The 21179-nt window shown below is 58.5% G+C and carries 18 protein-coding genes and 1 pseudogene; 15 read left to right on the top strand and 4 right to left on the bottom strand.

Going from position 1 to position 21179, the window contains the following annotated elements:
- Positions 1-3 precede the first annotated feature (3 nt).
- The 3 genes and pseudogenes from QRN50_RS08480 to QRN50_RS08470 form a co-directional block, all read right to left on the bottom strand.
- Complete coding sequence (locus tag QRN50_RS08480) at positions 4-4065, bottom strand: CHASE domain-containing hybrid sensor histidine kinase/response regulator (protein WP_080374699.1); 4062 nt, start codon at positions 4063-4065, stop codon at positions 4-6.
- 496 nt (positions 4066-4561) lie between these two features.
- Positions 4562-5323: pseudogene (locus QRN50_RS08475) on the bottom strand (transporter substrate-binding domain-containing protein); the annotation flags it as partial.
- A gap of 368 nt (positions 5324-5691) precedes the next feature.
- Positions 5692-6594, bottom strand: coding sequence for a LysR family transcriptional regulator (locus QRN50_RS08470; RefSeq protein WP_096126516.1), 903 nt, complete (start codon positions 6592-6594; stop codon positions 5692-5694).
- A 142-nt stretch (positions 6595-6736) separates the two neighbouring features.
- Here QRN50_RS08470 and QRN50_RS08465 point away from each other — a divergent pair, with 142 nt between their 5' ends.
- From QRN50_RS08465 to QRN50_RS08445, 5 genes are all read left to right on the top strand, one after another.
- Entirely contained in the window at positions 6737-6934 is a 198-nt protein-coding gene (locus QRN50_RS08465; protein ID WP_003400770.1) for a tautomerase family protein, read from the top strand.
- Between the two features lie 86 nt (positions 6935-7020).
- Complete coding sequence (locus QRN50_RS08460) at positions 7021-7374, top strand: putative quinol monooxygenase (protein ID WP_003400769.1); 354 nt, start codon at positions 7021-7023, stop codon at positions 7372-7374.
- 76 nt (positions 7375-7450) lie between these two features.
- Positions 7451-8065 carry a nitroreductase family protein gene (locus QRN50_RS08455; RefSeq protein ID WP_024641488.1) on the top strand — a complete coding sequence of 205 codons (615 nt, stop codon included), beginning with the start codon at positions 7451-7453 and terminating at the stop codon, positions 8063-8065.
- A gap of 85 nt (positions 8066-8150) precedes the next feature.
- Complete coding sequence (locus QRN50_RS08450; RefSeq protein WP_011268111.1) at positions 8151-8735, top strand: carboxymuconolactone decarboxylase family protein; 585 nt, start codon at positions 8151-8153, stop codon at positions 8733-8735.
- 198 nt (positions 8736-8933) lie between these two features.
- Entirely contained in the window at positions 8934-9881 is a 948-nt protein-coding gene (locus QRN50_RS08445) for an alpha/beta fold hydrolase (RefSeq protein WP_011268112.1), read from the top strand.
- A gap of 126 nt (positions 9882-10007) precedes the next feature.
- Here QRN50_RS08445 and QRN50_RS08440 read toward each other — a convergent pair whose 3' ends face one another.
- Positions 10008-10907, bottom strand: a complete 900-nt coding sequence (locus QRN50_RS08440) for a LysR family transcriptional regulator (RefSeq protein WP_024639538.1) — start codon at positions 10905-10907, stop codon at positions 10008-10010.
- A 110-nt stretch (positions 10908-11017) separates the two neighbouring features.
- On the opposite strand from QRN50_RS08440, the gene QRN50_RS08435 reads away from it, so the two are divergent.
- The 10 genes from QRN50_RS08435 (at position 11018) to QRN50_RS08390 (ending at position 20981) form a co-directional block, all read left to right on the top strand.
- Positions 11018-11647 carry an NADPH-dependent F420 reductase gene (locus QRN50_RS08435; RefSeq protein WP_024651130.1) on the top strand — a complete coding sequence of 210 codons (630 nt, stop codon included), beginning with the start codon at positions 11018-11020 and terminating at the stop codon, positions 11645-11647.
- A 30-nt stretch (positions 11648-11677) separates the two neighbouring features.
- A complete protein-coding gene (locus tag QRN50_RS08430; protein ID WP_011268115.1) occupies positions 11678-12511 on the top strand; it encodes a DODA-type extradiol aromatic ring-opening family dioxygenase in 834 nt (277 codons plus the stop codon).
- 4 nt (positions 12512-12515) lie between these two features.
- Positions 12516-13187, top strand: a complete 672-nt coding sequence (locus QRN50_RS08425; protein ID WP_003400760.1) for a phospholipase/carboxylesterase — start codon at positions 12516-12518, stop codon at positions 13185-13187.
- Positions 13188-13220: 33 nt separating this feature from the next.
- Positions 13221-13622: a DoxX family protein gene (locus QRN50_RS08420; protein ID WP_003400759.1), complete on the top strand. Its 402-nt coding sequence runs from the start codon at positions 13221-13223 to the stop codon at positions 13620-13622.
- Between the two features lie 71 nt (positions 13623-13693).
- Positions 13694-14803 (top strand): S-(hydroxymethyl)glutathione dehydrogenase/class III alcohol dehydrogenase, encoded by a 1110-nt coding sequence (locus QRN50_RS08415; RefSeq protein ID WP_060406574.1) that lies wholly within the window; start codon positions 13694-13696, stop codon positions 14801-14803.
- 70 nt (positions 14804-14873) lie between these two features.
- The gene (gene gfa, locus QRN50_RS08410; protein WP_003400750.1) at positions 14874-15452 is read left to right on the top strand and encodes an S-(hydroxymethyl)glutathione synthase; all 579 of its coding nucleotides are present in this window, start codon (positions 14874-14876) and stop codon (positions 15450-15452) included.
- Positions 15453-15825: 373 nt separating this feature from the next.
- On the top strand, positions 15826-17457 hold the full coding sequence (locus QRN50_RS08405) for an ABC transporter substrate-binding protein (protein ID WP_060401091.1): 1632 nt from the start codon (positions 15826-15828) through the stop codon (positions 17455-17457).
- The gene (locus QRN50_RS08400) at positions 17454-18404 is read left to right on the top strand and encodes an ABC transporter permease (RefSeq protein ID WP_003400748.1); all 951 of its coding nucleotides are present in this window, start codon (positions 17454-17456) and stop codon (positions 18402-18404) included. The genes QRN50_RS08405 and QRN50_RS08400 overlap by 4 nt, the downstream gene beginning before the upstream one ends.
- Positions 18405-18408: 4 nt before the next feature.
- Positions 18409-19341 carry an ABC transporter permease gene (locus QRN50_RS08395; RefSeq protein WP_003400747.1) on the top strand — a complete coding sequence of 311 codons (933 nt, stop codon included), beginning with the start codon at positions 18409-18411 and terminating at the stop codon, positions 19339-19341.
- Positions 19338-20981, top strand: coding sequence for a dipeptide ABC transporter ATP-binding protein (locus tag QRN50_RS08390; protein WP_060401076.1), 1644 nt, complete (start codon positions 19338-19340; stop codon positions 20979-20981). The genes QRN50_RS08395 and QRN50_RS08390 overlap by 4 nt, the downstream gene beginning before the upstream one ends.
- Positions 20982-21179 lie beyond the last annotated feature (198 nt).

Below are 21179 nucleotides of genomic sequence, written 5' to 3'. Positions count from 1 at the left end.
TTTTTATAATTCCGCACGTTCGAGCAGGTGCAGTGCCTGCTCGAACTCCAGCCCTTCAATGGTCTGCCAGAGCTGTTCGACCAGTGCCTGTCCGGCCAGCTCCTGAAGCGCCACAGCAGCCAGCGGAAACTGGTCCAGCGCGGCGATATCATGGTTTTCAAGCAGTTCACGCAAGGTCGACAATGCCTGTCGGGAAACATCGGGATCCGCATCGATACGCGGGGCCAGCGGCCTTTCCTCAAGTACCGGCGTGCGCTCCTGCAATGACCGGAAAGCGGCACTCAGGGCTCGCAACGCTTGCTCCGGGTCCGCAGCGTTGCGCAGCAGGGTTTCCGCCTGCCCGGCATGCAGGCCCACTTGCGTGGCGCCAAGCAGCAGTGCAGAACCGCGCAATTTGTGCAGATCAGCCATTGTTTGATCGGGGTTTTGTCGCGCCCGTGCCAGAACGCTCTCGCTCTCGCCGAACGCGGCAAATTCACTGAAAAAGCGCCGCAGGGACGAGAGAAACAAGGGCACATCATTGCCTAGCCGAGCGGCGACCTCCTGGGTGTCGATACCTTCGATAACCGGCCATGCAGAGCCTGTCGATGCTTCCTGCAGCAAGGTGCCGACCGCCAGCGGAGCACCTCGGACACGCTCGACGGCACGCCGTACCGCCCGAATCAGGGCTGCGGGGTCCAGAGGCTTGGTGAGGAAATCGTCCATACCCGCCAGCTCGGCCTGCCGCCGCTCTTCTGCCAGGGCGCCTGCGGTCAACGCCAGCACGGGCAAGCGTGTCAGGCCCAGTTCGCTGCGCAAGCGCCGCGTCGCCTCATAGCCATCCATTTCCGGCATCTGCACATCCATCAGCACAGCATCGAAGAAATCCGGCGTCTGCCGCAGTCGTTCAAGGGCCAGCAGACCATTGCTGCAGGTCTGGACCACAGCGCCCTGCTGCTGCAACAACAGGCTGGCAACCTCCAGGTTGATCTCGCTGTCGTCCACCAGCAGCAGGTGCAATCCACTCAACCAGAGCGTCATGGAGGTATCCATCCGCGTGGCCTGGATAACCCGTTCGGTGCTGCCCTGATACCTGGCGATACAAGCGTTGACCGCGTTGAACAAGGCCGAGCTGTCCAGCGGCTTGAGCAATACCTTGTCGACCAGAGGGTGCAGTTCTGCCCGGATCTCGGACGATGTCACCAGAATGACCGGAAGCGGCGTCGCCTCGATCAACTGCTGCACCTCCTCAACCTGCGGCTGCTGCCAGTCCACCAACAGTACATCCGGCAATGCCGCGTTAACGTGATTACGCTCCTGCAAGGCAGTGCGCAGGTCATGTTCGCCGGTCAGACTCGCCACACGCCAGCCCAGGCCGCGGCATAAGCGTTGCAACGCCATGGACGATTGCGCGTCGTCGCTGAGCAGCATGACCTCCAGACTGCTTCCCGGGCCGGACGGCTCCAGGTCGCTCTGGCTGATCTGGAACGGCAACTCCACCCAGAACTCGCTACCTGTGCCGAGTTCGCTCTCCACCCCTATACGGCCGCCCATCTGCTCGGCCAGCCCGCGCACCACCGACAAACCCAGTCCGGTGCCGCCAAACCGCCGCGTGGTGGACGCATCCGCCTGAGTGAACGGCGAAAACAACTGGCCGAGCACATCGCCCGGTATGCCGCAGCCGGTGTCCTGCACAGAGAAGCGCAAGCAGCAGGTGTCGGCGTGATCGTCCTCACGGCTGACCGTCACATCGACTCCGCCGACACTGGTGAACTTGAGCGCATTGCCGACCAGATTCATGAGGATCTGGTTGACTCGCAATGCGTCACCTATCAACTGGCCAGGCAGCGATGCCACAACGTTGACAGAAAAGCGCAGGCCTTTTTCCTGTGCCTGGGGCGTGAACAGCTCGCCCAGTTCGTCGAGCAATTGCCGGGGGCTGAAGGGGTTATGTTCCAGGCGCATCTCTCCCGCCTCGATCTTGGCGATGTCGAGGATATCGTTGATGATCCCCAACAATGTCCGGCCGGCAATCTGCAGTTTGGTCAGCAACTGGCGCTGCTGGTCGTTCAAGGCGGTGTTGTGTAGCAGATGGGAGATGCCGATCACGGCATTCATGGGCGTGCGGATTTCATGGCTCATGTTGGCCAGAAACAGACTCTTGGCCGCATTGGCAGCCTCGGCGCTGGACTTGGCCGCGTGCAACTCGGCGCTATGGTGCAGCCGTTCGGTGATGTCCTGAGCAATACCCAGATGACCGATGAGTTCTCCGTCGGCGGTACGGATCGGGGTGATGATCATCAGCACAGGCACCGTCGTGCCATCCTTGCGCACGTAGGTCCATTGCCGGGTTTCCGAGCCTTCGCGGGACGCTTTGTAGCAAAAGACGTCAATGCCTTCGATCAGGGTGCCGTATTCACGACTCAGCTCGGCGGAGCGTGCGGCCACTTCTTCAGGAAGATGAAACACCCCTGGGCCGTTGCCACTGAGCATTTCCGAATTGCTGTAGCCCAGCAGCAATTCAGCGCCCCGATTGAACACAAAGATCTGCCCCTGTGTATCGGTAGCGATGATCGAAACTTCCGAAGAAGCGTCCAGCACACCCTGCAGCAAACCCGCCACTCTGGACAGCTCTGCAGTGCGCTCGCTGACCTGCTGTTCAAGCTGTGCGTTGAACTCCATGAGGTAGCGTTCGACGCGCTTGCGGTCGGTGATGTCGTGCATCATTTTCGCCGCGCCGAGTAGGGTGCCATCAGTCTCGCGGATGAAACTGCAGGTAATGGTCACATCGATCAACTGGCCGTTCTTGTGCAGCCGCCGGGTTTCCAGCGTCGGCCCGCGCTCACCGCGGGCCACCCTTTCCAACAGCTGTTCGTCTTCGTGAACCAGCTCTGGCGGAACCAGCAGTGGCGCCAATGGGCGGCCCAGCACTTCGTGCTCGTCGTAGCCAAACATCTGCTCGGCAGCCCGGTTCCAGGTGATGATCCGACCGTCCAGGGCTTCACCGATGATCGCGTCGCTGGAGTTTTCGACGATGGTTGCCAGCCTGGCCTGACCGGCAACCACCTGCTGTTTGCGCTGACGGGACAGTAGCAGCGTGCCGACCAGCACCGTCAACATCAGGCTGACCAGCGTGCCGATGAGGAACACCCTGCCCGCCGGGACCGGATCGAGGGCCGCGATAAATGCCGGGTGAGCACCTACCTCCATGCGCCACACGCGCCCATAGATCTCCCGCTCGAAAGCATAGGTCTGCAAGACCTCCTGATCATGATCGTTTTCCGGGGTCTGGTAGATCAGTTGCCGACCTTCATTGACGTCATAAAGCTTCAAGTGCAGCCTGTGGTTCAAGGGGTCCAGATTGCTCATCACCTCCCGCATGGCCAACGGTGCATAGGTCCAGCCGATCAGGGACGTTTCACGCTGGGCGATATCGGTGGGGATTTCAGGGGTGCTGTAAACCGGTAACAGGAATAGAAACGCGCGCATGTGATCATCGTTGTCCTGCAGCAGGGTAATAGGCGCCGACAGGGTTGCAGCGCCGCTGCGCATGGCCTGAAGGGCTGCATCGCGACGATGCTCCTCCGAGGCAATGTCCAGCCCCAGCGCCTGGACATTGCGGTCCAGCGGGTCGATGAATTGAATGATGAAACGGTCTCCCTGCCGGGTGCCCGGTCCACTCAATCGACTGAGACTGAAGTCCGGCCTGCCATCCTCCCTGACACGCCTTACGAATTCGGCCTCATCGCTGGCCGCAACGCGGCGGATAAAACCGAATCCGCGCGCGCCCGGGTATTCCTTCTCGATATTGCGCCCTTTGCTGTAACGGCCCATCTGGCTGCTGTTGATATGCTGGAGGTCCAGCATGTGAACGGCACCGCGCAGACCTCGAAGGCGGTACTCATAGACCCTGAGCCGTGCCTGTAAGTTATCGCCGATCCCCTCTCCGGCCTCTTTGAGAGCCTGGCCTATGCGTGCATCAATCGACCTGCGCTGTTCATGGCTGGCGATAAAGCTGACGCTGAGCCCGGCCAACAGCACCACAGCCATCCAGCCAACGAGCCACGTGAGAGAGCTTTTCTTCATCGATCAGACACTCGTTTTCAATCCTGAATACCGGGAGGTGACCAGAGGACACCGTCCGCCTGCCCTGGCGCGTCTCTGCGACCTCAAGCGTAGATTGTCTTCGACCAAGCGCCAGTGACGTCGCCATGGCTGCCGGTTTATCGCGCGCGCAGTCGCACGGCATCTGTCAGCAGCCACCTGCAACTCATGGAATCGACCCAGCTGATGGCTAAATGATAGTTATCCTTTTTTTAAGGAAACCTTAGCGCCTTTATCGACTGAGCACAGGCACGACTTGACAAGCCATCAGTGCCTTATTTATGCGGGTGTGTTCGACAGGTTGCGGTGTACGACGAAGGAAGGAAGTTGGCTGGGCCCGGTCATGCTGGCCAGCCCTGCGGTTTCAGCTTGAATCGTAAGCTTGTTCGGCGTAACCAGTGCGATTGCCGCTCATGCAGTAAAACGAACCGGCATTGAGCCGGTTCGCCATTCAGTCAATACCGTCAGGCCTCTGCCATCAAGGCTTCCAGCTTCCGCCTTCGACGATGACCGCGTTGGGGTCTGTGCCCTCGGCCAGTTCCGGGCGTACATACTGGTCGTAGAGCTTGAGCAGGTATTTCTCTTCGCCCAGTCTGGCCAGTTCGGTATTGACCCAGTCGCGCAGCTCGATATTGCCTTTTTTGACTGCAGGGGCGATTGGCGCTTCGTCACCGAGTTTCTGCTCCAGCACGCGGTAGCCGGGGTTTTTCTTCGCCCAGCTGAACAGCACCAGATTGTCCTGCGCATAGGCATCGCCACGACCATTGGCCAGCGCCTGCAGCGACTCGGAGTTTTTCTCGAATTTCAGCACTTTCCAGTCAGGGTGATTTTTCGTCAGCCAGATATCAGCGGTGGTGCCGGTGGTGACGATGGTGGTCTTGCTCGCCAGATCGTCCAGGGTCTTGACCGGGCTGGCTTGCGGCACCAGCGCCTGGACTGCAACACGCAGATTCGGATGGGTGAAATCCACCGCCTCCCGACGTTCCGGCGTGACGGTCATGTTGGCCAGAATCAAATCTACCTTGTCACTCTGCAGAAACGGTATGCGGCTGGCGGGCTCGACCACCACGAACTCGACCTTCTTCTCGTCGCCCAGCAGGTCCTTGGCGAAACGCTTGCCCAGGTCAGTGTCGAAACCGACGTACTGGCCCTGCTCGTTGACGAAGCCAAAAGGCGGTTTATCGCTGAACACGCCGACAATCAGCTTGTCACGGGCCTTGATGGTTTCCAGGTAGCTGCTGGACGGTGAAGGGGCAGCCTTGGCCACGGGCTTCTGTTCGGAATGCGTAATCGAAGGTCATTGCTGGCCTTCCACATCGGGATAAACGGACAGAAAACACATCAGGCAGGGCCTTGAACTTACGTATTGATATATAGCTTAACCTTATGTTTTACATAAAATTAATACCTTTTTAGCATAAGCATAGCGCGAAAAAGGTGCCTGCCTGGGCGCCCCATACGCGTCACGTGCCAGTATCAAGTGGAATGAACACTTGCCCAATCAGTATGTGTGGGGCTCCATGAATTGGCGGTAGCGGGTTCTGCAAAACCGGATTGGCCCGAGGTGATGCAGGGCGTCTGCCTGGCTGGAATGTCTTCGCGAAGACGCTACTGCCAGTGCTCACACAACCGCACCAGCTCATCAACCACATACCTCACCTTGGGCCGCAAGTGAGAAACCCTGGGCCATACGGCATGTACTTCAACGGGCTCTGGTTCATAGCCTGCCAGCACCTCAACCAGTCGGCCCGCGTCAATGTCGTCCCTGAACAGGCAGCGCGGCATCTGGCACAGGCCGACGCCGGCGACGGCTGCCAGGATCATGGCCTCGCCATCGCCGATCTGATGTGCGGAAGGTGGCGCGTAGCGAACGGTTTCCTGATCTTCATTGACTCGCCAGGAGAGTGGTTGGCCCCGTCGATGGCCGACGATGCAATGGTGACGATTCAGATCTTCCAGGGTGTCAGGTACGCCAAAACGGGCCAGATAACTCGGCGCGGCGCAAATAGCCCAGCGTTGTCGCGCAAGCCGGCGAGCAACAAGGCCGCTGGTATCCTTGAGTTCTCCAAAACGAACCAGCAGGTCGATCCCCTCTTCAATCGGATCGACCAAGTGGTCAGAAAAAGTCATATTCAACTGCAGCGCGGGATACTTGTTAGCGATTTCAAATAACAACGGGGCGACAACCCGGCGCCCGAATGCCACGGGTATATCGATGCGCAATCGTCCGGACGGTTCGCGGGTTCCCGGAGCCAATCCGCTTTCAGCCGCACCTATTTCTTCGAGCGCGTTCGAGCAGGCGATGAAATAGGCATCGCCATCAGCAGTCAGAGATATTCGACGGGTAGAGCGATGAAACAGCTGGACGCCCAGTCGCGCTTCAAGCCGGGCTATGGATTTGCCGACGGCCGATTTCGAAATACCCAGTCGCCCGGCTGCCTCGGTAAAGCTATTCGAACGCGCTGCCACCACAAAGGTGATGACGCCTTGGAACGAGTCTATGGGAATCATAACCGCCCTGAAAAGTAGACAATAACTCTACCCACTTTAGAGTTTCAGGCAGTTTATCGCCAGACACTTCTACCCTAGCATGGAGGTATGTCTCTGGCTGATCACATCAGACCGAGTTTTCAATCCCAAACAGGAATACATCATGCCCGTCGTACGCGTCAGCTGGTTCGAAGGTAAAGAGCATGCTCAGAAAGCCGCCGTAGCTGCTGAAATCACCGAAAGCATCGTCAAAAACACGGGGACTCCCGCCGAATACATCTACGTCATTTTCGAAGACGTAGCACCGTCGGATTGGGCAGGTGCGGGCAAATTGTTCGGTGAAACTCCCGCCACGCCCTGAACCTGCACACTGCATAAATGCAACGACTGGATCAGCGTTGCATCCTCACCTGCCCCCCTTGGGGGCCGACCGTGGAAGAGATCACCATGCATCCACATATTTCCTGCTTATTCTCGCTTGCAATCAAACCCGGCGACTTTGCCGAGTTCAAAGCGCTGATCGCCCAGGTCGTTGCCGCCACCCGGAAAGAGCCCGGCACCCTGGTTTACGAGTACAGCGTGAATGAAGATCAAAGCGTTGCGCATATCCTTGAGCGCTATAACGTCGAATCCGTTGTCAGCCACGTAGACATCACCTTCGCCCCATTCGGCAAGCGCTTCCTCGAACTGTGCACCATCACCAGTCTGGTTGTGTACGGCACACCAGATGCCGAGATCCGTAAACGCCTGGATCCGTTCGGTGCTGTGTACATGACGCCGTTCGACGGCTTCAGCCGCTAACCGATTTGATCTGCGCAGACTCGACTGCAAAAAACCGGGGCTGCACTTGTTTCCCCCTTACGGCACAGAGAGCACCATGTCTATTATCGCTGACCTCATCAAGTCCCGAATTTCCGCCAACAACTACGACACTGAGCGCAAACTCTCAGATCAAGCGATCACTGATCTGATTGATCTGGCCACCCATGCGCCGTCCGCCTTCAACCTTCAAAACTGGCGTTTCGTAGCCATACGCAGTGAAGAAGCAAAAGCACGTTTGCTGCCCTTGGCCTATGGACAAAAGAAGGTGGTGGATTCAGCCGTGACATTTATTGTGTGTGGCACCCTGAATCCGCATCAAACGATTGCAACGTCGCTGAAGCCTTCGATGGATGCCGGGGTCATCGACAAGGCCATTTATGACATGTGGGTGGGCGCCGTTCAGGGTATGTACGCTGAAAATCCACAACTGCAGCGCGATGAAGCCATCCGTTCAGGCTCGCTGGCCGCCATGACGCTGATGCTTGCAGCTAAAGGCCAAGGCCTTGATTCAACCCCCATGATCGGCTTTGACCCAGCGGCGGTTGCAGAAGCATTCAATCTTTCAGCTACTGAAATCCCCGTGATGCTGGTGACCGTCGGTTATCCAGGCGAGAGCAACTGGCCGCAAAAGCCGCGTAAAGCCGTTCGCGAAGTGCTTGAGTTTATCTAGCACACAAAGTGCGAACGACGCATCGCTTAAGCAACCCTGTCAAACCCGACATCACGACGACCAGATCACTCTGAAGGAGCGTCCCATGGCCAACCCGACCGGCCCGCATGACAACATCAGTTCCAAAGTTGAAATCGAGTATCCCGATTTTACAAAACTGCCTGATCAGGTACGGGAAAAATTCGAGAAGCTTCCAACGAAGGTCAACTTCTTTCGAATGCTGGGTTACAGCCCCGGAGCATTTATTCCTGTCATCGACCTGACCAACGCAATATTCAGGGACCTCACCCTCTCCGACTATCATAAGGAGATGATGGTATTGCTGCTGGCTGCGCATGAGAACGTCGCCTATGAGTGGGAGCAGCATGTTTCCATCGCTCAAGTTGCGGGGGTTCGTCCTGATCAGTTCGTCGCCATCGCAGAAGGCTGCCTGGAGGATGCCACAGCGTTCAAAGAGGACGAGCGCGTCCTGCTTCGGTTTGGCCAGGCCATTATCGACAAAGGCAAGGCCCCGGGTGTGCTGTTCAAGCATACCTTGCAGCACTTCTCGCTCCAGGAGCTGAGCGATGCCATTCTCGTCATTGGTTTTTATCGGATGTTGTCAGGCTACATTCAGACCTTCGATATCGCCGTTGATGCCCAGTCGGATGGGAACTGGATCAAAGGCTGATACCGACGTATGCCTGCTTCCTGAAGCATGGATCGATGGCTGTACCGCCATCGACCCACCTCCTCCTTTCAACGGTCGCGGCACGCTGAATGATCGAGCCTGGTCTGCGTGGGCAACGATCAACCCGTACGGCCTGCCAAAGGCCTGGGGCGATGCCAGGACCTGTCCATCACCCTTTTTAATTGCAGGTGTTCCTTCTTGAAATACCCATTAAAAGCCATATCGCTCAACGCATTGCTTGATGAAGATTTCTACTTTCCCCATGAGATCATTGGTCAGCCCTTTCGTACATCCGACTTTACTGATCTGAAGACAAGCAGCTTCACCACCAGCGACGGCGTTAATCTCGGCTATTGGGAAGCCGGCGCCGGGCAACCGTTGATCTTCATCCCCGGCTGGTCGGCCAACGGCGCAATGTACTTTCACCTGATGCACATCCTGAGCGAGCACTACCATGTGTATGTGCTGGACGTGAGAAATCAGGGCCTTTCCGAGCGGGTCGACTTCGGTAATCGCATTTCACGGTACGCCATGGACGTGAAGGAGTTCGCCGGCCATTTGGGCGTTTCGCAGGCCGACTACTGCGGCTGGTCCATGGGCGCATCGGTGATGTGGGCCTACATCGATCTGTTTGGCACGCAAGGCATTCGCACCCTGAGCATCATTGACCAAGCACCCTCGATTTATTGCCACGCCGACTGGACGGAGCAAGAACGGCTCGAGGCCGGGGCGTTCACCACGTCGCCCGAGCGAATGATCGCATCCTATGCGCAAGGCATCGCCACCAACAGGCTGGTTTCCGCAAGCCGGGTTGTCGAGCGAGCGATGGCGATGGACTCGCCCTACTTCCATAACGTCATCAGCCTCGTGCAAGAGGTGGTTAAAGATGACATGGCATTTACCAGGCAGGTGCTTTTCGATCACACAACCAACGACTGGCGAGACGTCATTCGGTCAAAGATCAATGTGCCGACCGCAATCTTCACCGGTGAGTACAGCGACTGGCTGGAGAGTCAGCACTGGATGAGCTCGGTTATCCGGGACTCGGTACTTCATGTGTACACCAAAGCCGAGCAAGGCGATCACTTCCTGGCGTTCAAGAATCCAGTGAAATTTGCGGCAGACCTGCGCAGCTTTTTGCAGTAACGGCGATTCGGTGGGTGGCCGCACTTCCGGGTTTCTGTGTGTACGGACGTTCCTGATACAGCGCTCCTTTTATCCGGCTGATACCTTCACTGCCCCTTATATCAGCCGGTTTTTTCCAAAGGTCTGTCACTGCTCCCATACTGGATGGGCGAATCGCTCAACCAGAAAGTTGATCAGCGATCTTACCTTCGCGGGTAAATGTTTACGGGTTGGATACACCACGTAGATCCCCAACTCGACCGATTGATACTCGGGAAGTATTTCGACCAGATCGCCTCGGCGTAGATCCTGCGCCACCATAAAACTCGGCTGCAACGAAATGCCACCACCGGCCAATGTGATGGCGCGGCAGGTATCCCCGTTATTACATCGAACCACCGAGCGCGTGTGCACGCTTTCACTGCCTTCGGGCCCCTCGAATTGCCATTCAGTACCGCTGGCAAAGTTGCTGTAGGCCACTACCCCGTGCTCTGCCACATCCGATAGTTTTTCAATGGGTGCGTGGCTGGCCAGATACGCAGGCGACGCACACAGGCACATCCGGGTACTGGCCAGGCGTCTGCCCACCAACGACGAATTATCCATGCGTGCGATACGCACCGCTGCATCAATACCTTCGTCAACCAGATCCACCAGACGATCGCTCAAGCTGATTTCCAGCTCGACCTTGGGGTAGGCGCTCATGAAATCGGCCCAGATCGGAGCCAGGTGCAGCACGCCAAAACTGACCGGGGCGTTGACTCGAAGCACTCCGCTGGCCTCTGGCGAAGCAGACGATACAGCCTTCTCTGCCTCATCCATCATGGCCAGCACCTCACGGGCCTGGTGATAGAACTGACGCCCCTCATCCGTCAAGGAAAGCCGCCGAGTCGTGCGGTGCAACAACCGCGCGCCGAGACGCTCCTCCAGCGTGCTCACGTAACGCGAGATGGCTGCCTTGGACATGCCGAGTGGCTCGGCTGCCCCGACAAAACTGCCCTTATCAACAACGGTGCAGAAGACCTGCATTTCCAGTGCACGATCCATGATTGTCTCACTTAGTGGAACTATTCATCACATTCAGCCCGATTTATCCCTGCCTGGCAATCTATAAACTGGGCCCATCGAAACGCAACTCAACTCAGAGAGAGGCAGTCATGAAAATCACAGTAATCGGTACCGGCAACATGGGCTCAGCCTTTGCGAAACAGCTTTCTGCCGCAGGGCACAGCGTCCGCATCACTGGCCGTGACATCAGCAAGGCGCAGGCCCTGGCCGACCAGCACGCGAATGTCAGCGCTTATGTAGCGTCCGAAGCGTTGGGTGACAGCCAAGTAATCGTGGTGGCCACCGCCTATGCCGATGCGACCGCTGCACTGCAAAGCCTGGGTGACCTGACCGGTAAAGTGGTGATCGATATCACCAACCCGCTGAGCGCCGACTACATGTCATTGACCGTCGGCCACGTCACCAGCGCCTCGGAAGAAATCGCCAGGGCTGTGCCCCAAGCCAACGTTGTGAAAGCGTTCAACACCCTGTTCGCTCAAGTGCTCGCCGATGGTCCGAAGTTCGCCAACGACCAGACCGGCAGCGTATTTGTCGCCAGCGACAGTGAGCGCGCCAAGCAAACCGCTATCGCGCTGGCTCGCAGCCTGGGCTGGAACACCGTGGACGCTGGCGGCCTGGTTAACGCTCGCTATCTGGAGCCACTGGCGGGTTTCAACATCTACCTCGGCTACGGCGCGGGTCTGGGCACTTCGGTCGCTCCGGTCTGGCTGAGCAAGTAAGCAACACATCATCAATCAGGAGCAGTCACCATGAACACTTCATTCCCCCTGCTGTTTGTGTCTCATGGTGCTCCCACGTTCGCCATCGAGCCCGGCCTGGCAGGCCCGAGACTGGCCAGGCTCGGTCGTGAGCTGCCAAAACCTGATGCCATCGTGGTTGTCTCGCCGCACTGGATGACCCGTGGCGAAGTCAGGGTTACGTCGAGCACAGCACCTGAAACCATTCATGACTTTGGTGGTTTTCCGGGCGCTTTGTATACGTTGTCCTACCCGGCTCCGGGCGCACCAGCGTTAGCGAGTCATATTGTTGAGCTGCTGCAGACGGCGGGCTGGCAATCGCGGCTCGATTCCGCCCGCGGCCTGGATCACGGTGCCTGGATACCACTTATGTATCTGGCACCCGACGCAGACATACCGGTCGTTCAGGTGTCCATGCCCGCCACGCTTGATACACGCAGCGCCTGGCAGCTCGGCGCAGCACTCAAGCCACTGCGTGAGATGAACGTATTGATCGTGGCGTCAGGCAGCCTCACCCACAACCTGTACGAGTTCCGCGGCGCAACAAGCCACGGCGCCGACTACGTCAAACAGTTCGCAGCATGGACCGCCCTGACCCTGCAGGCAGGAAACATTGATCAGTTGCTCGACTACAAGCAGTACGCACCTTCAGCCGAACGTGCACATCCGACCGATGAGCATTTCCTGCCGCTGGTTATTGCGCTCGGGGCAGCTGGTCACGGTTATCAGACACAGGTAATGGACGGCGGTATTACCCACGGCGTTCTGGCGATGGACAGCTACCTGTTTACCTCAATTGATAGCGAACGATTCGAGTCAGCTCAAACCGTTCAAGGTGTGAAATAACCTCATGCAAAACATCAACTTCTCTGAACCCGCACGCGAGTCCGAGTCGGGTATTTTTTTCCGTAAGGCATGTAGCACTGTCAACCCAAAGGCACGGTTGCTACTGCTTCACGGAGTAGGATCGAACGAAGCCAATCTCGCCAGTCTGGCCGCGTCGCTGCCCGAAGAGATCGAAATCCTGTTGCTCCGCGGCCCGCTGCAACTGGGTCCTCAAGGCTTCGCCTGGTACCAGGTCAACTTCACCAGCGATGGGCCTTCTTTTAACCAGGAGCAGGCTGAGTCCAGCCGCCAGTTATTGATCCGGTTTATTCAGGCGCTTCCCCCGCTGCCCACTGTGATCGCCGGGTTCAGCCAGGGCGGCATCATGAGCTCAAGCGTCGGCGTCACACAACCTGAGCTGGTAGCAGGTTTTGCGCTGCTGAGCGGGCGGATGCTGCGAGAAATCGAGCCAAAGATTGCGCCACGTGATCAGTTGCAAGGCGTCTCAGCCTTCATCGCTCACGGCCAGCAGGACAACGTACTGCCGATTGACTGGGCACATGAAGCTGACGCCTGGCTCAGCCGGATCGGTGTGCAGCACCAGACTCATTTTTACGACATGGCCCACGAGATCATTCCGCAGGAACTGGCTGACTTCTCGCAATGGCTGGACCGGACACTTTCGCTTTCCAACTGAACCCCACTGCTTATTTAACACAAGGAATTTTCCATGATCGATTCACGCACCGCGCCTTACGCTGCTTTTGTACTGCGCCTGGCATTGGGCCTCATGTTCATCGCCCACGGCCTGACCAAAGTATTGGTCTTTACTCCGGCAGGTACTGCTGGCTTTTTCGAATCCATTGGCTTTCCAGGCTTCCTTGCCTATCCGGTTATGGCCTTCGAAGTGATCGGCGGTTTGATGCTGGTACTGGGGGTCTACGCCCGCTGGGTTGCTGCAATCGCTGTTGTTCAACTGTTTGTCGCCGCCACCGTGCATTTCGGCAACGGCTGGAGCTTCACCAACGCTAACGGTGGCTGGGAATATCCGATCTATCTGTCCGTCACAGCGCTGGTCCTCGCTCTGCTGGGTGATGGCGCGTTTGCTGTGAAATCTTCCAGAACGCAGTGACAGGCACCTATCGATGCTCGGCCCAAAGACAACGATCCAAGGGTCGAGCATCATCAATTGGAGAAAATCACATGAAGTCTCGTGCTGCAGTTGCATTTGAACCTGGCAAGCCGCTCCAGATCGTCGAGATCGACGTCGAGCCGCCACGCAAGGGCGAAGTGCTGATCAAGATCACTGATACCGGTGTATGCCATACGGATGCTTTCACACTTTCGGGCGATGATCCGGAAGGCCTGTTCCCGGTAGTACTGGGCCATGAAGGCGCCGGCATCGTCATCGAAGTAGGCGAAGGCGTGACCAGCGTGAAAGTCGGTGACCACGTCATTCCGCTGTACACCGCCGAATGCGGCGAGTGCCTGTTCTGTAAATCGGGCAAAACCAACCTGTGCACCGCTGTGCGCGCCACTCAGGGCAAAGGCGTGATGCCGGACGGCACTTCACGCTTCTCCTACAACGGCCAACCCCTGTACCACTACATGGGTTGCTCGACCTTCAGCGAGTACACTGTTGTCGCTGAAGTTTCTGTCGCGAAGATCAATCCAGACGCCAACCCCGAGCACGTCTGCCTGCTCGGCTGCGGCGTGACTACCGGCATTGGCGCGGTGCACAACACGGCCAAAGTCCAGCCTGGCGACACAGTCGCGGTATTTGGCCTGGGCGGCATCGGTCTGGCGGCGATTCAGGGTGCGCGTCAGGCCAAGGCAGGACGCATCATCGCTATCGACACCAACCCTGCCAAGTTCGAACTGGCCCGTTCGTTTGGCGCTACCGACTGTGTGAATCCAAAAGATCACGAACAGCCGATCCAGCAGGTGATCATTGAGATGACTGGCTGGGGTGTCGACCACTCCTTCGAATGTATCGGTAACGTGCATGTGATGCGCGCTGCGCTCGAATGTGCCCACCGCGGCTGGGGCCAATCGATCGTCATTGGTGTTGCCGGTGCCGGTCAGGAAATCTCGACCCGTCCCTTCCAGCTGGTCACCGGCCGTACCTGGAAAGGCTCGGCGTTTGGCGGCGTAAAAGGCCGTAGCCAACTGCCGAAGATGGTTGAAGACGCGATGAAAGGCGAGATCGAGCTGGCACCTTTTGTCACTCACACCATGGGCCTGGATCGCATCAATGAAGCGTTTGACTTGATGCACGAAGGCAAGTCGATCCGCACCGTCATCAAATACTGATGTCGTCCACTGTTCCGGGGCAGTTGCCATGGAACCTGTTCCAAGTCACCCCTATAGCTGGAGGTACACTGTGAGCGATGTAAAACTTCACCCTGCGCTGGATAACGGCATCAAATCCGCTGCTACCGACTTTGCAGGCGGCACTCTGCAGTGCCTTTGCCCGACCGACAAGGTTGAGGTCAAAGTCGATGCTCAAACACTGCATAACCACGCCTGCGGTTGCAGTAAATGCTGGAAACCAGCGGGCGCCAGGTTTGCCGTCATCGCGGTAGTCAATCGCGACAAAGTCAGCGTTACCGTCAACGCAGCCAAACTGACCATCATTGATGCAAGCGCTACCATCCAGCGTCACGCCTGCAAAGAATGTGGTGCCCACATGTATGGTCGCATCGAAAACCAGAACCACGCGTTCCACGGTCTGGATTTCGTGCACACCGAACTGTCTCCTCAGACAGGCTGGGCTGCGCCCGGTTTTGCCGCGTTCGTCTCGTCGGTCATTGAAACGGGTACGCCGCCAGCTGAAATGGACGGCATTCGCGAACGTTTCAACACGATGGGTTTGCCAACCTACGACTGTCTTTCCCCGGCACTGATGGATGCCTTGGCAGCACACGTAGCGAAGCAAAATGGCGTTCTTCAGGCGAGCTGAGATAATCCCTGGCGGGCATCACCCACCTTACCAAGTGTGGTGATGGCTTATCCGGAACGCATGCACTGAACCATACAGCACTCACAAAGCCCTCCTGACTCGAGGGCTTTGTCGTTTCCGGGGCGCGCTGCAGACCCGTTACAGAAATTGGCCATGCGCCATAAAATACCAATAGAGCATAATTAATAACTTTATAAATCATAAAAACCTATATTAGCTTAGAACAAAAAAGACTTTTACAGCGCATAATCATAAGAATACGGTCTTAAGAAATCAGTGCTGAAGCACTGTGCCCGACTTGAAGAGGACCTTCCATGCGCCGTACACCACCTTCGACTTTCTCAAATGGATTCGTGACTCGGAGCACAATGCGATGACCCGGCGCCCGCTCCTCTCGCGCCTGCTGTTTACCGCCGTCACAGCCATAACCCTGCTTGGCTGCTCACCTTCCGGCCAGGACAGCCAGGCAGCCAAGACACTCAAAGTGGCGTTCTTCAGAGACAACACCACGCTGGTCAGCCTTGACCCCTTTCAGGTTTACTGGCTGGAGCATCGGGTGGTGCTGCGCAATATTGCCGAGTCCCTGACCGATCAGGACCCGCAGACCGGCAAGATCATTCCCTGGCTGGCGGAGCGCTGGGAAATCAGTGACAACGCGCTGGAGTACACCTTTCACTTGCGCAAGGACGTGACCTTCAGCAACGGCACACGTTTCGACGCTCAAGCGGTGAAGACGGCCTACGACGCGGACAAGTCGTTCGCCGCACAATTGCCAGCCACCTTCGGCGCCACTTACCTCAAAGGTTACGACCATGCCGAGGTGCTGGACGAGTTCACCATCAAACTGGTGCTGGCCCAACCCAATGCGGGCTTTCTGCAAGCCACCTCCACCACCAATCTCGCCATCCTGGCTCCAGAGTCCTACGCGCTCAGCGTCAAGCAGCGCTCGCTGGGTGCAATCATCGGCACCGGGCCATTCGTGCTGGAGCGCTATACCCCGGAAAGCGGTTTGCGCCTGATCAAACGCAAGGGCTATGCCTGGCCATCGGCCAATGCGCAGAACAAGGGCGAAGCGCATCTGGACGCAGTCGAGGTCAGCTACGTGCCGGAAGAAAGCGTACGTAACGGCCAGTTCGTTCAGGGGCAGGTCGATATTCTCTGGCCGCGCAACCCGTTCTCCGAGGTGGATCTCAACCTGTTCAAGTCCAGGGGCGCGACCATTCAAAGCCGGTCGCTGCCAGGACCGGCACTGAACCTGTACCCCAACACACGCGGCAATCGCATTCTTGCCGACCGTGACGTGCGCCAGGCTTTGCAAAAGGCAATCGACCGCAAGACCTATGCAGCGACGGTCTACAACCCGCAGTTCCCGGTGGTCTCCGGTGTCTTCGACATCACTACACCGTTTTACAAAAACCAGGCCGACAAGCTTGCCTATGATCCTCAGGGTGCCGAGCGCTTGCTCGACCAGGCTGGCTGGCAAAAAAATGCCGACGGCTATCGCTACAAGGAGGGCAAACGGCTGAAGCTGGCCTACAACCTGTCACCCGCCGAAACCGCTGGCGATGTACTGATCCAGGATCAACTGCGCAAGGTGGGCATCGAGCTCAAGCTCAACGTGGTGACCACCGCCGAATGGGCCGCTGCCAATGCGGCAGGCAATTATGACCTGACGTACAACTACATGACCCGCGCCGACCCGATCATCCTGCAGACCATCATCGACCCGCGCAGCGCCAACAGCTCGACTCTGGCGACCAACCTTTACGCGCCGGAAACACTGCCCAGAGCCCTTGCGCTGTTCGACGCCGGACTGACCGCCACGCAAAGCGAGCAGCGTGCCCGGGCCTATGGCGAGTTGCAGGACTTGCTGATCGACGAAGGCTCGGCGTTCCCGGTCTACGAGCGGGTCTGGCAAGCCGCCACGGCGAAAAACGTACGCAACTTCCACTGGACGGCGGAAGGCTTTGCGCTGTTCAACGACATCGAGTTGGCAACGCCATGAGCCGCTATATCCTCAGTCGCATCGCGCAAGCGCTGCTGGTACTTTGGGGTGCCTACAGCGTCACCTATTTCATTCTGTACCTGCTGCCCGGCGACACCCTGTCGATCATGCTCAGCGCCTCGGGTGTCGAAATCGACTCACTGTCCGCGCAGGACCTCGCCAAGGCCAAGCTCTATTACGGGCTGGACCGGGGCATCTTCGAGCAATACGTCGATTTGCTGTGGGGAGCCATACACGGTGACTTCGGCAACTCGCTGACGCTCAATCGCCCGGTATCGGAGTTGCTGATCGAACGTCTGCCGCAAACCCTGAGCCTCGCGGGGCTGGCCATTGTTCTGTCACTGATCGGCGGGACAGGTCTGGCGTATCTCACTGCCTACGTACGCTGGCAGCCCTTGAAAGTCGCCTTGTCACGCCTGCCGTCGCTGGGCTTCTCGGTGCCGGTCTTCTGGCTGGGCCTGCTGTTCATTCAACTGTTCGCGTTCACCCTTGGCTGGTTCCCGGCGACCGGCAATCAGGGTTTCTCAAGCCTGATACTGCCCGCCGTCACGCTGGCGATCCCCAGCGCTGCGGTGTATGCCCAGGTCCTGCAACGCGGCTTTCAGGGCGTCTGGAAAGAGCCCTACATCATAACCGCCTACGCCAAGGGCCTTACCCGCGCGCAGGTTCAGGCCCGCCATGCGTTCAAGAACGCTGCCCTGCCGCTGCTGACACTGATCGGCCTGCAGGTGGGTAACACGGTATCCGGCGCGGTGCTGGTGGAAACCATTTTCGCCCGCTCCGGGGTCGGTCGACTTGCCCAGGAAGCCGTGCTGCGCCAGGACATCCCGGTGGTACTTGCCATCGTTGCGGTCTCCGCAGCTGCGTTCGTCGTGGTCAATCTGATCGTTGACCTGCTGTATCCCGCGCTGGATCCGCGCATCGCCCATACGCCAAAGGTCTCCTGAAGCCATGACTATCTTCGACAACCGCCTTGCGCGCCTGGCTCGCCTGGTCGTTTCCAGTGAAACCATTGCGGGTAAAACCGCACCTGCCCTGCAGTGGCGGCGGCGCAGCAGCCTGAGCCGGATCGTGGAAGCGACGCGCCCCCTGTTGCGGCGCCCTGGTTTTCTGCTGGCCGTGGCAATCGTCGCCTTTGCGCTGCTGGCCGCGCTGGCACCCAACCTGCTGAGCAGCTACGCACCTTATGCCACCTCGCCTGCCGACAAGCTCACCGCGCCCAATGCCGCGCACTGGTTCGGCACCGACGAGTTGGGCCGTGATCTTTATACCCGCGTGGTGCATGGCTCCAGCCTCTCGGTACAGGCGGCATTGCTGGCTGTCGGCATCGCCATGGCCGGCGGCCTGAGTCTGGGGGTGATTTCCGGTTTCGCAGGCGGGCGCATCGATGCGGTGATCATGCGCCTGATCGATGTATTGCTGGCCCTGCCCGGTCTGTTACTGGCGCTGGCGATTGTCACTGCTATCGGTTTCGGCACCCTGCCGGTGGCCATTGCGGTCGGTGTGGGGATCATCCCCGGCTTCGCGCGCACCACCCGCGCCGAAGTGCTGCGGGTCAAAACCCTGCCGTACGTCGAAGCCGCGCGTCTGGGCGGTGCAAGCTGGACGCGAACCCTGCTGCGCCACATCCTGCCGAACGCCTGGGGCCCGGTGGCGGTGTTGGCCACGCTGGACTTCGGCGCGGCGATTCTGGCCACTGCCGGGCTGAGTTTTCTGGGTTTCGGCGCCGAACCACCGGCCGCCGAATGGGGCACGCTGATTGCCAACGGTCGTCATTTTCTGATGACTGCACCCTGGGTGTCGCTGTTGCCGGGGCTGTTCGTGGTCGGCGTGGTGTTCAGCTTCAACCACATCGCCCGCACGCTGGAGGAGACTCAACGATGAATGACACCGCTCAACTGATCGACATTCGTCATCTGAGTGTCGCCTACCGCTTCGATGGCCAGATCAACCAGGCCGTGCGCAACGTATCCTTCCAGGTCGCCCGAGGTGAAACCGTGGCGATTGTCGGCGAATCCGCATCCGGCAAGTCGACGATGGCCAACGCCATACTCGGCCTGCTACCGGACAACGCCGCCATCACCGGCGGTGAGCTACACGTCGATGGACACGATCTTGGCCATGCTGGCGAACGCGAGAAACGGCGAATTCGCGGCGGCACCATTGGTCTGGTGCCGCAGGACCCGATGGTCAGCCTCAACCCTACCCTGCGCATCGGTCGGCAAATCGCCGAAGCACTGCTTCTGGCTCACGGTCGACGTTATCCGGCAGTGGATGCCGATGTGCTGGAATTGCTGCAGCAGGTCGGTCTGGACAAACCGGTATTGCGCGCTCGTCAGTACCCGCACGAGCTGTCCGGCGGCATGCGCCAGCGCGTGTTGATCGCCATCGCCCTGGCCGGCAATCCTCGCCTGATCATCGCCGACGAACCCACCAGCGCTCTGGACGTGACGGTACAGCGCAAGATCCTCGATCATCTGCAACGTCTGGTGGCCGAGCGTGGTATTTCCCTGCTGATCATCACCCACGATCTGGGCGTGGCGGCCGACCGGGCCGATCGAGTGCTGGTGATGAACAAGGGCGAGCTGGTCGAACAAGGCCCTCCGCAACAGATACTCATCGCGCCTCGCCATGCCTACACACGTGCGCTGATCGCAGCAGCACCCGCGTTCGGGCAACGCAAGAGCCCGGCAACACCGCGCCCGGTAGCGAGCAGCGCCAGGCCACTGCTGACCTTGAACAACATCGGCAAGACCTATCGCCTGCCCTACGTAAAAGGCGAAGACACAGACTTCCAGGCGCTGCAGGACGTCAACTTCAAGGTGTATGCCGGCCAGACCCTGGCCATCGTCGGCGAGTCCGGCTCGGGTAAAAGTACTGCGCTGCGCATTGCGCTGGGCCTGGAAAAGCCCACTCACGGACGAGTTTTACTGGACGACCAGGATGTCACCGACCTGGGCTGGCGCGAATTCAGGCCGCTGCGACGGCGTATTCAGCTGGTGCAGCAAAACCCGTTCGCAGCCCTTGACCCACGCTTCACGTTATTCGAAAGCATCGTCGAGCCACTGGTTTCGTTCGGTCTGCTCAAAGGCCGCGAACTGGAGCAGGCGGCACGCCGATTGATAGAGCGAGTGCAGTTGCCCGTGGCCTATCTGGACCGCCTGCCGCGCGAGCTTTCCGGTGGACAGCGTCAGCGGGTTGCCATTGCCAGAGCACTGGCCCTGCAGCCTGATCTGCTGCTGCTCGATGAGCCAGTCTCGGCACTGGACGTGTCAGTGCAGGCGCAGATTCTCGACCTGCTGGTCGAACTGCAAGCCGAATCGGGCATTGCCTACGTGCTGGTGTCCCACGACCTTGCAGTGGTCGCCAGCGTTGCCCACCAGGTACTGGTGCTCAAGCATGGCAAGACTGTCGAGCAGGGTCTGGCCGAGGATGTTTTTGCCAGACCTGAAGCGGCCTACACCCAGGAGTTGATTGCCGCGATACCTGGCCAGCGTCTGGAGTTGCGAACAGGGACGTACTGACAAATACCGGGTCTTGTAGAAATTGGCCGCCCGACGTTAGGAGTCCATAACGTCGGCGACTGTATATATGCTTATTCTTTATTGATATTTAAATTATTTTTTTAATAGCTATAGAGTTGCACCTTATGCACCAAACGTTGCCGAAGCAGGATGCAGGCAAGACCAGGCTACCTTGCGCACCCGACCCGCATGCTCAGG

The sequence above is a fragment of the Pseudomonas sp. MEJ108 genome, from assembly GCF_030208985.1.
Taxonomy (GTDB): Bacteria; Pseudomonadota; Gammaproteobacteria; order Pseudomonadales; family Pseudomonadaceae; genus Aquipseudomonas; species Aquipseudomonas fragariae.
This window is presented reverse-complemented; position numbering and strand designations above follow the sequence as displayed.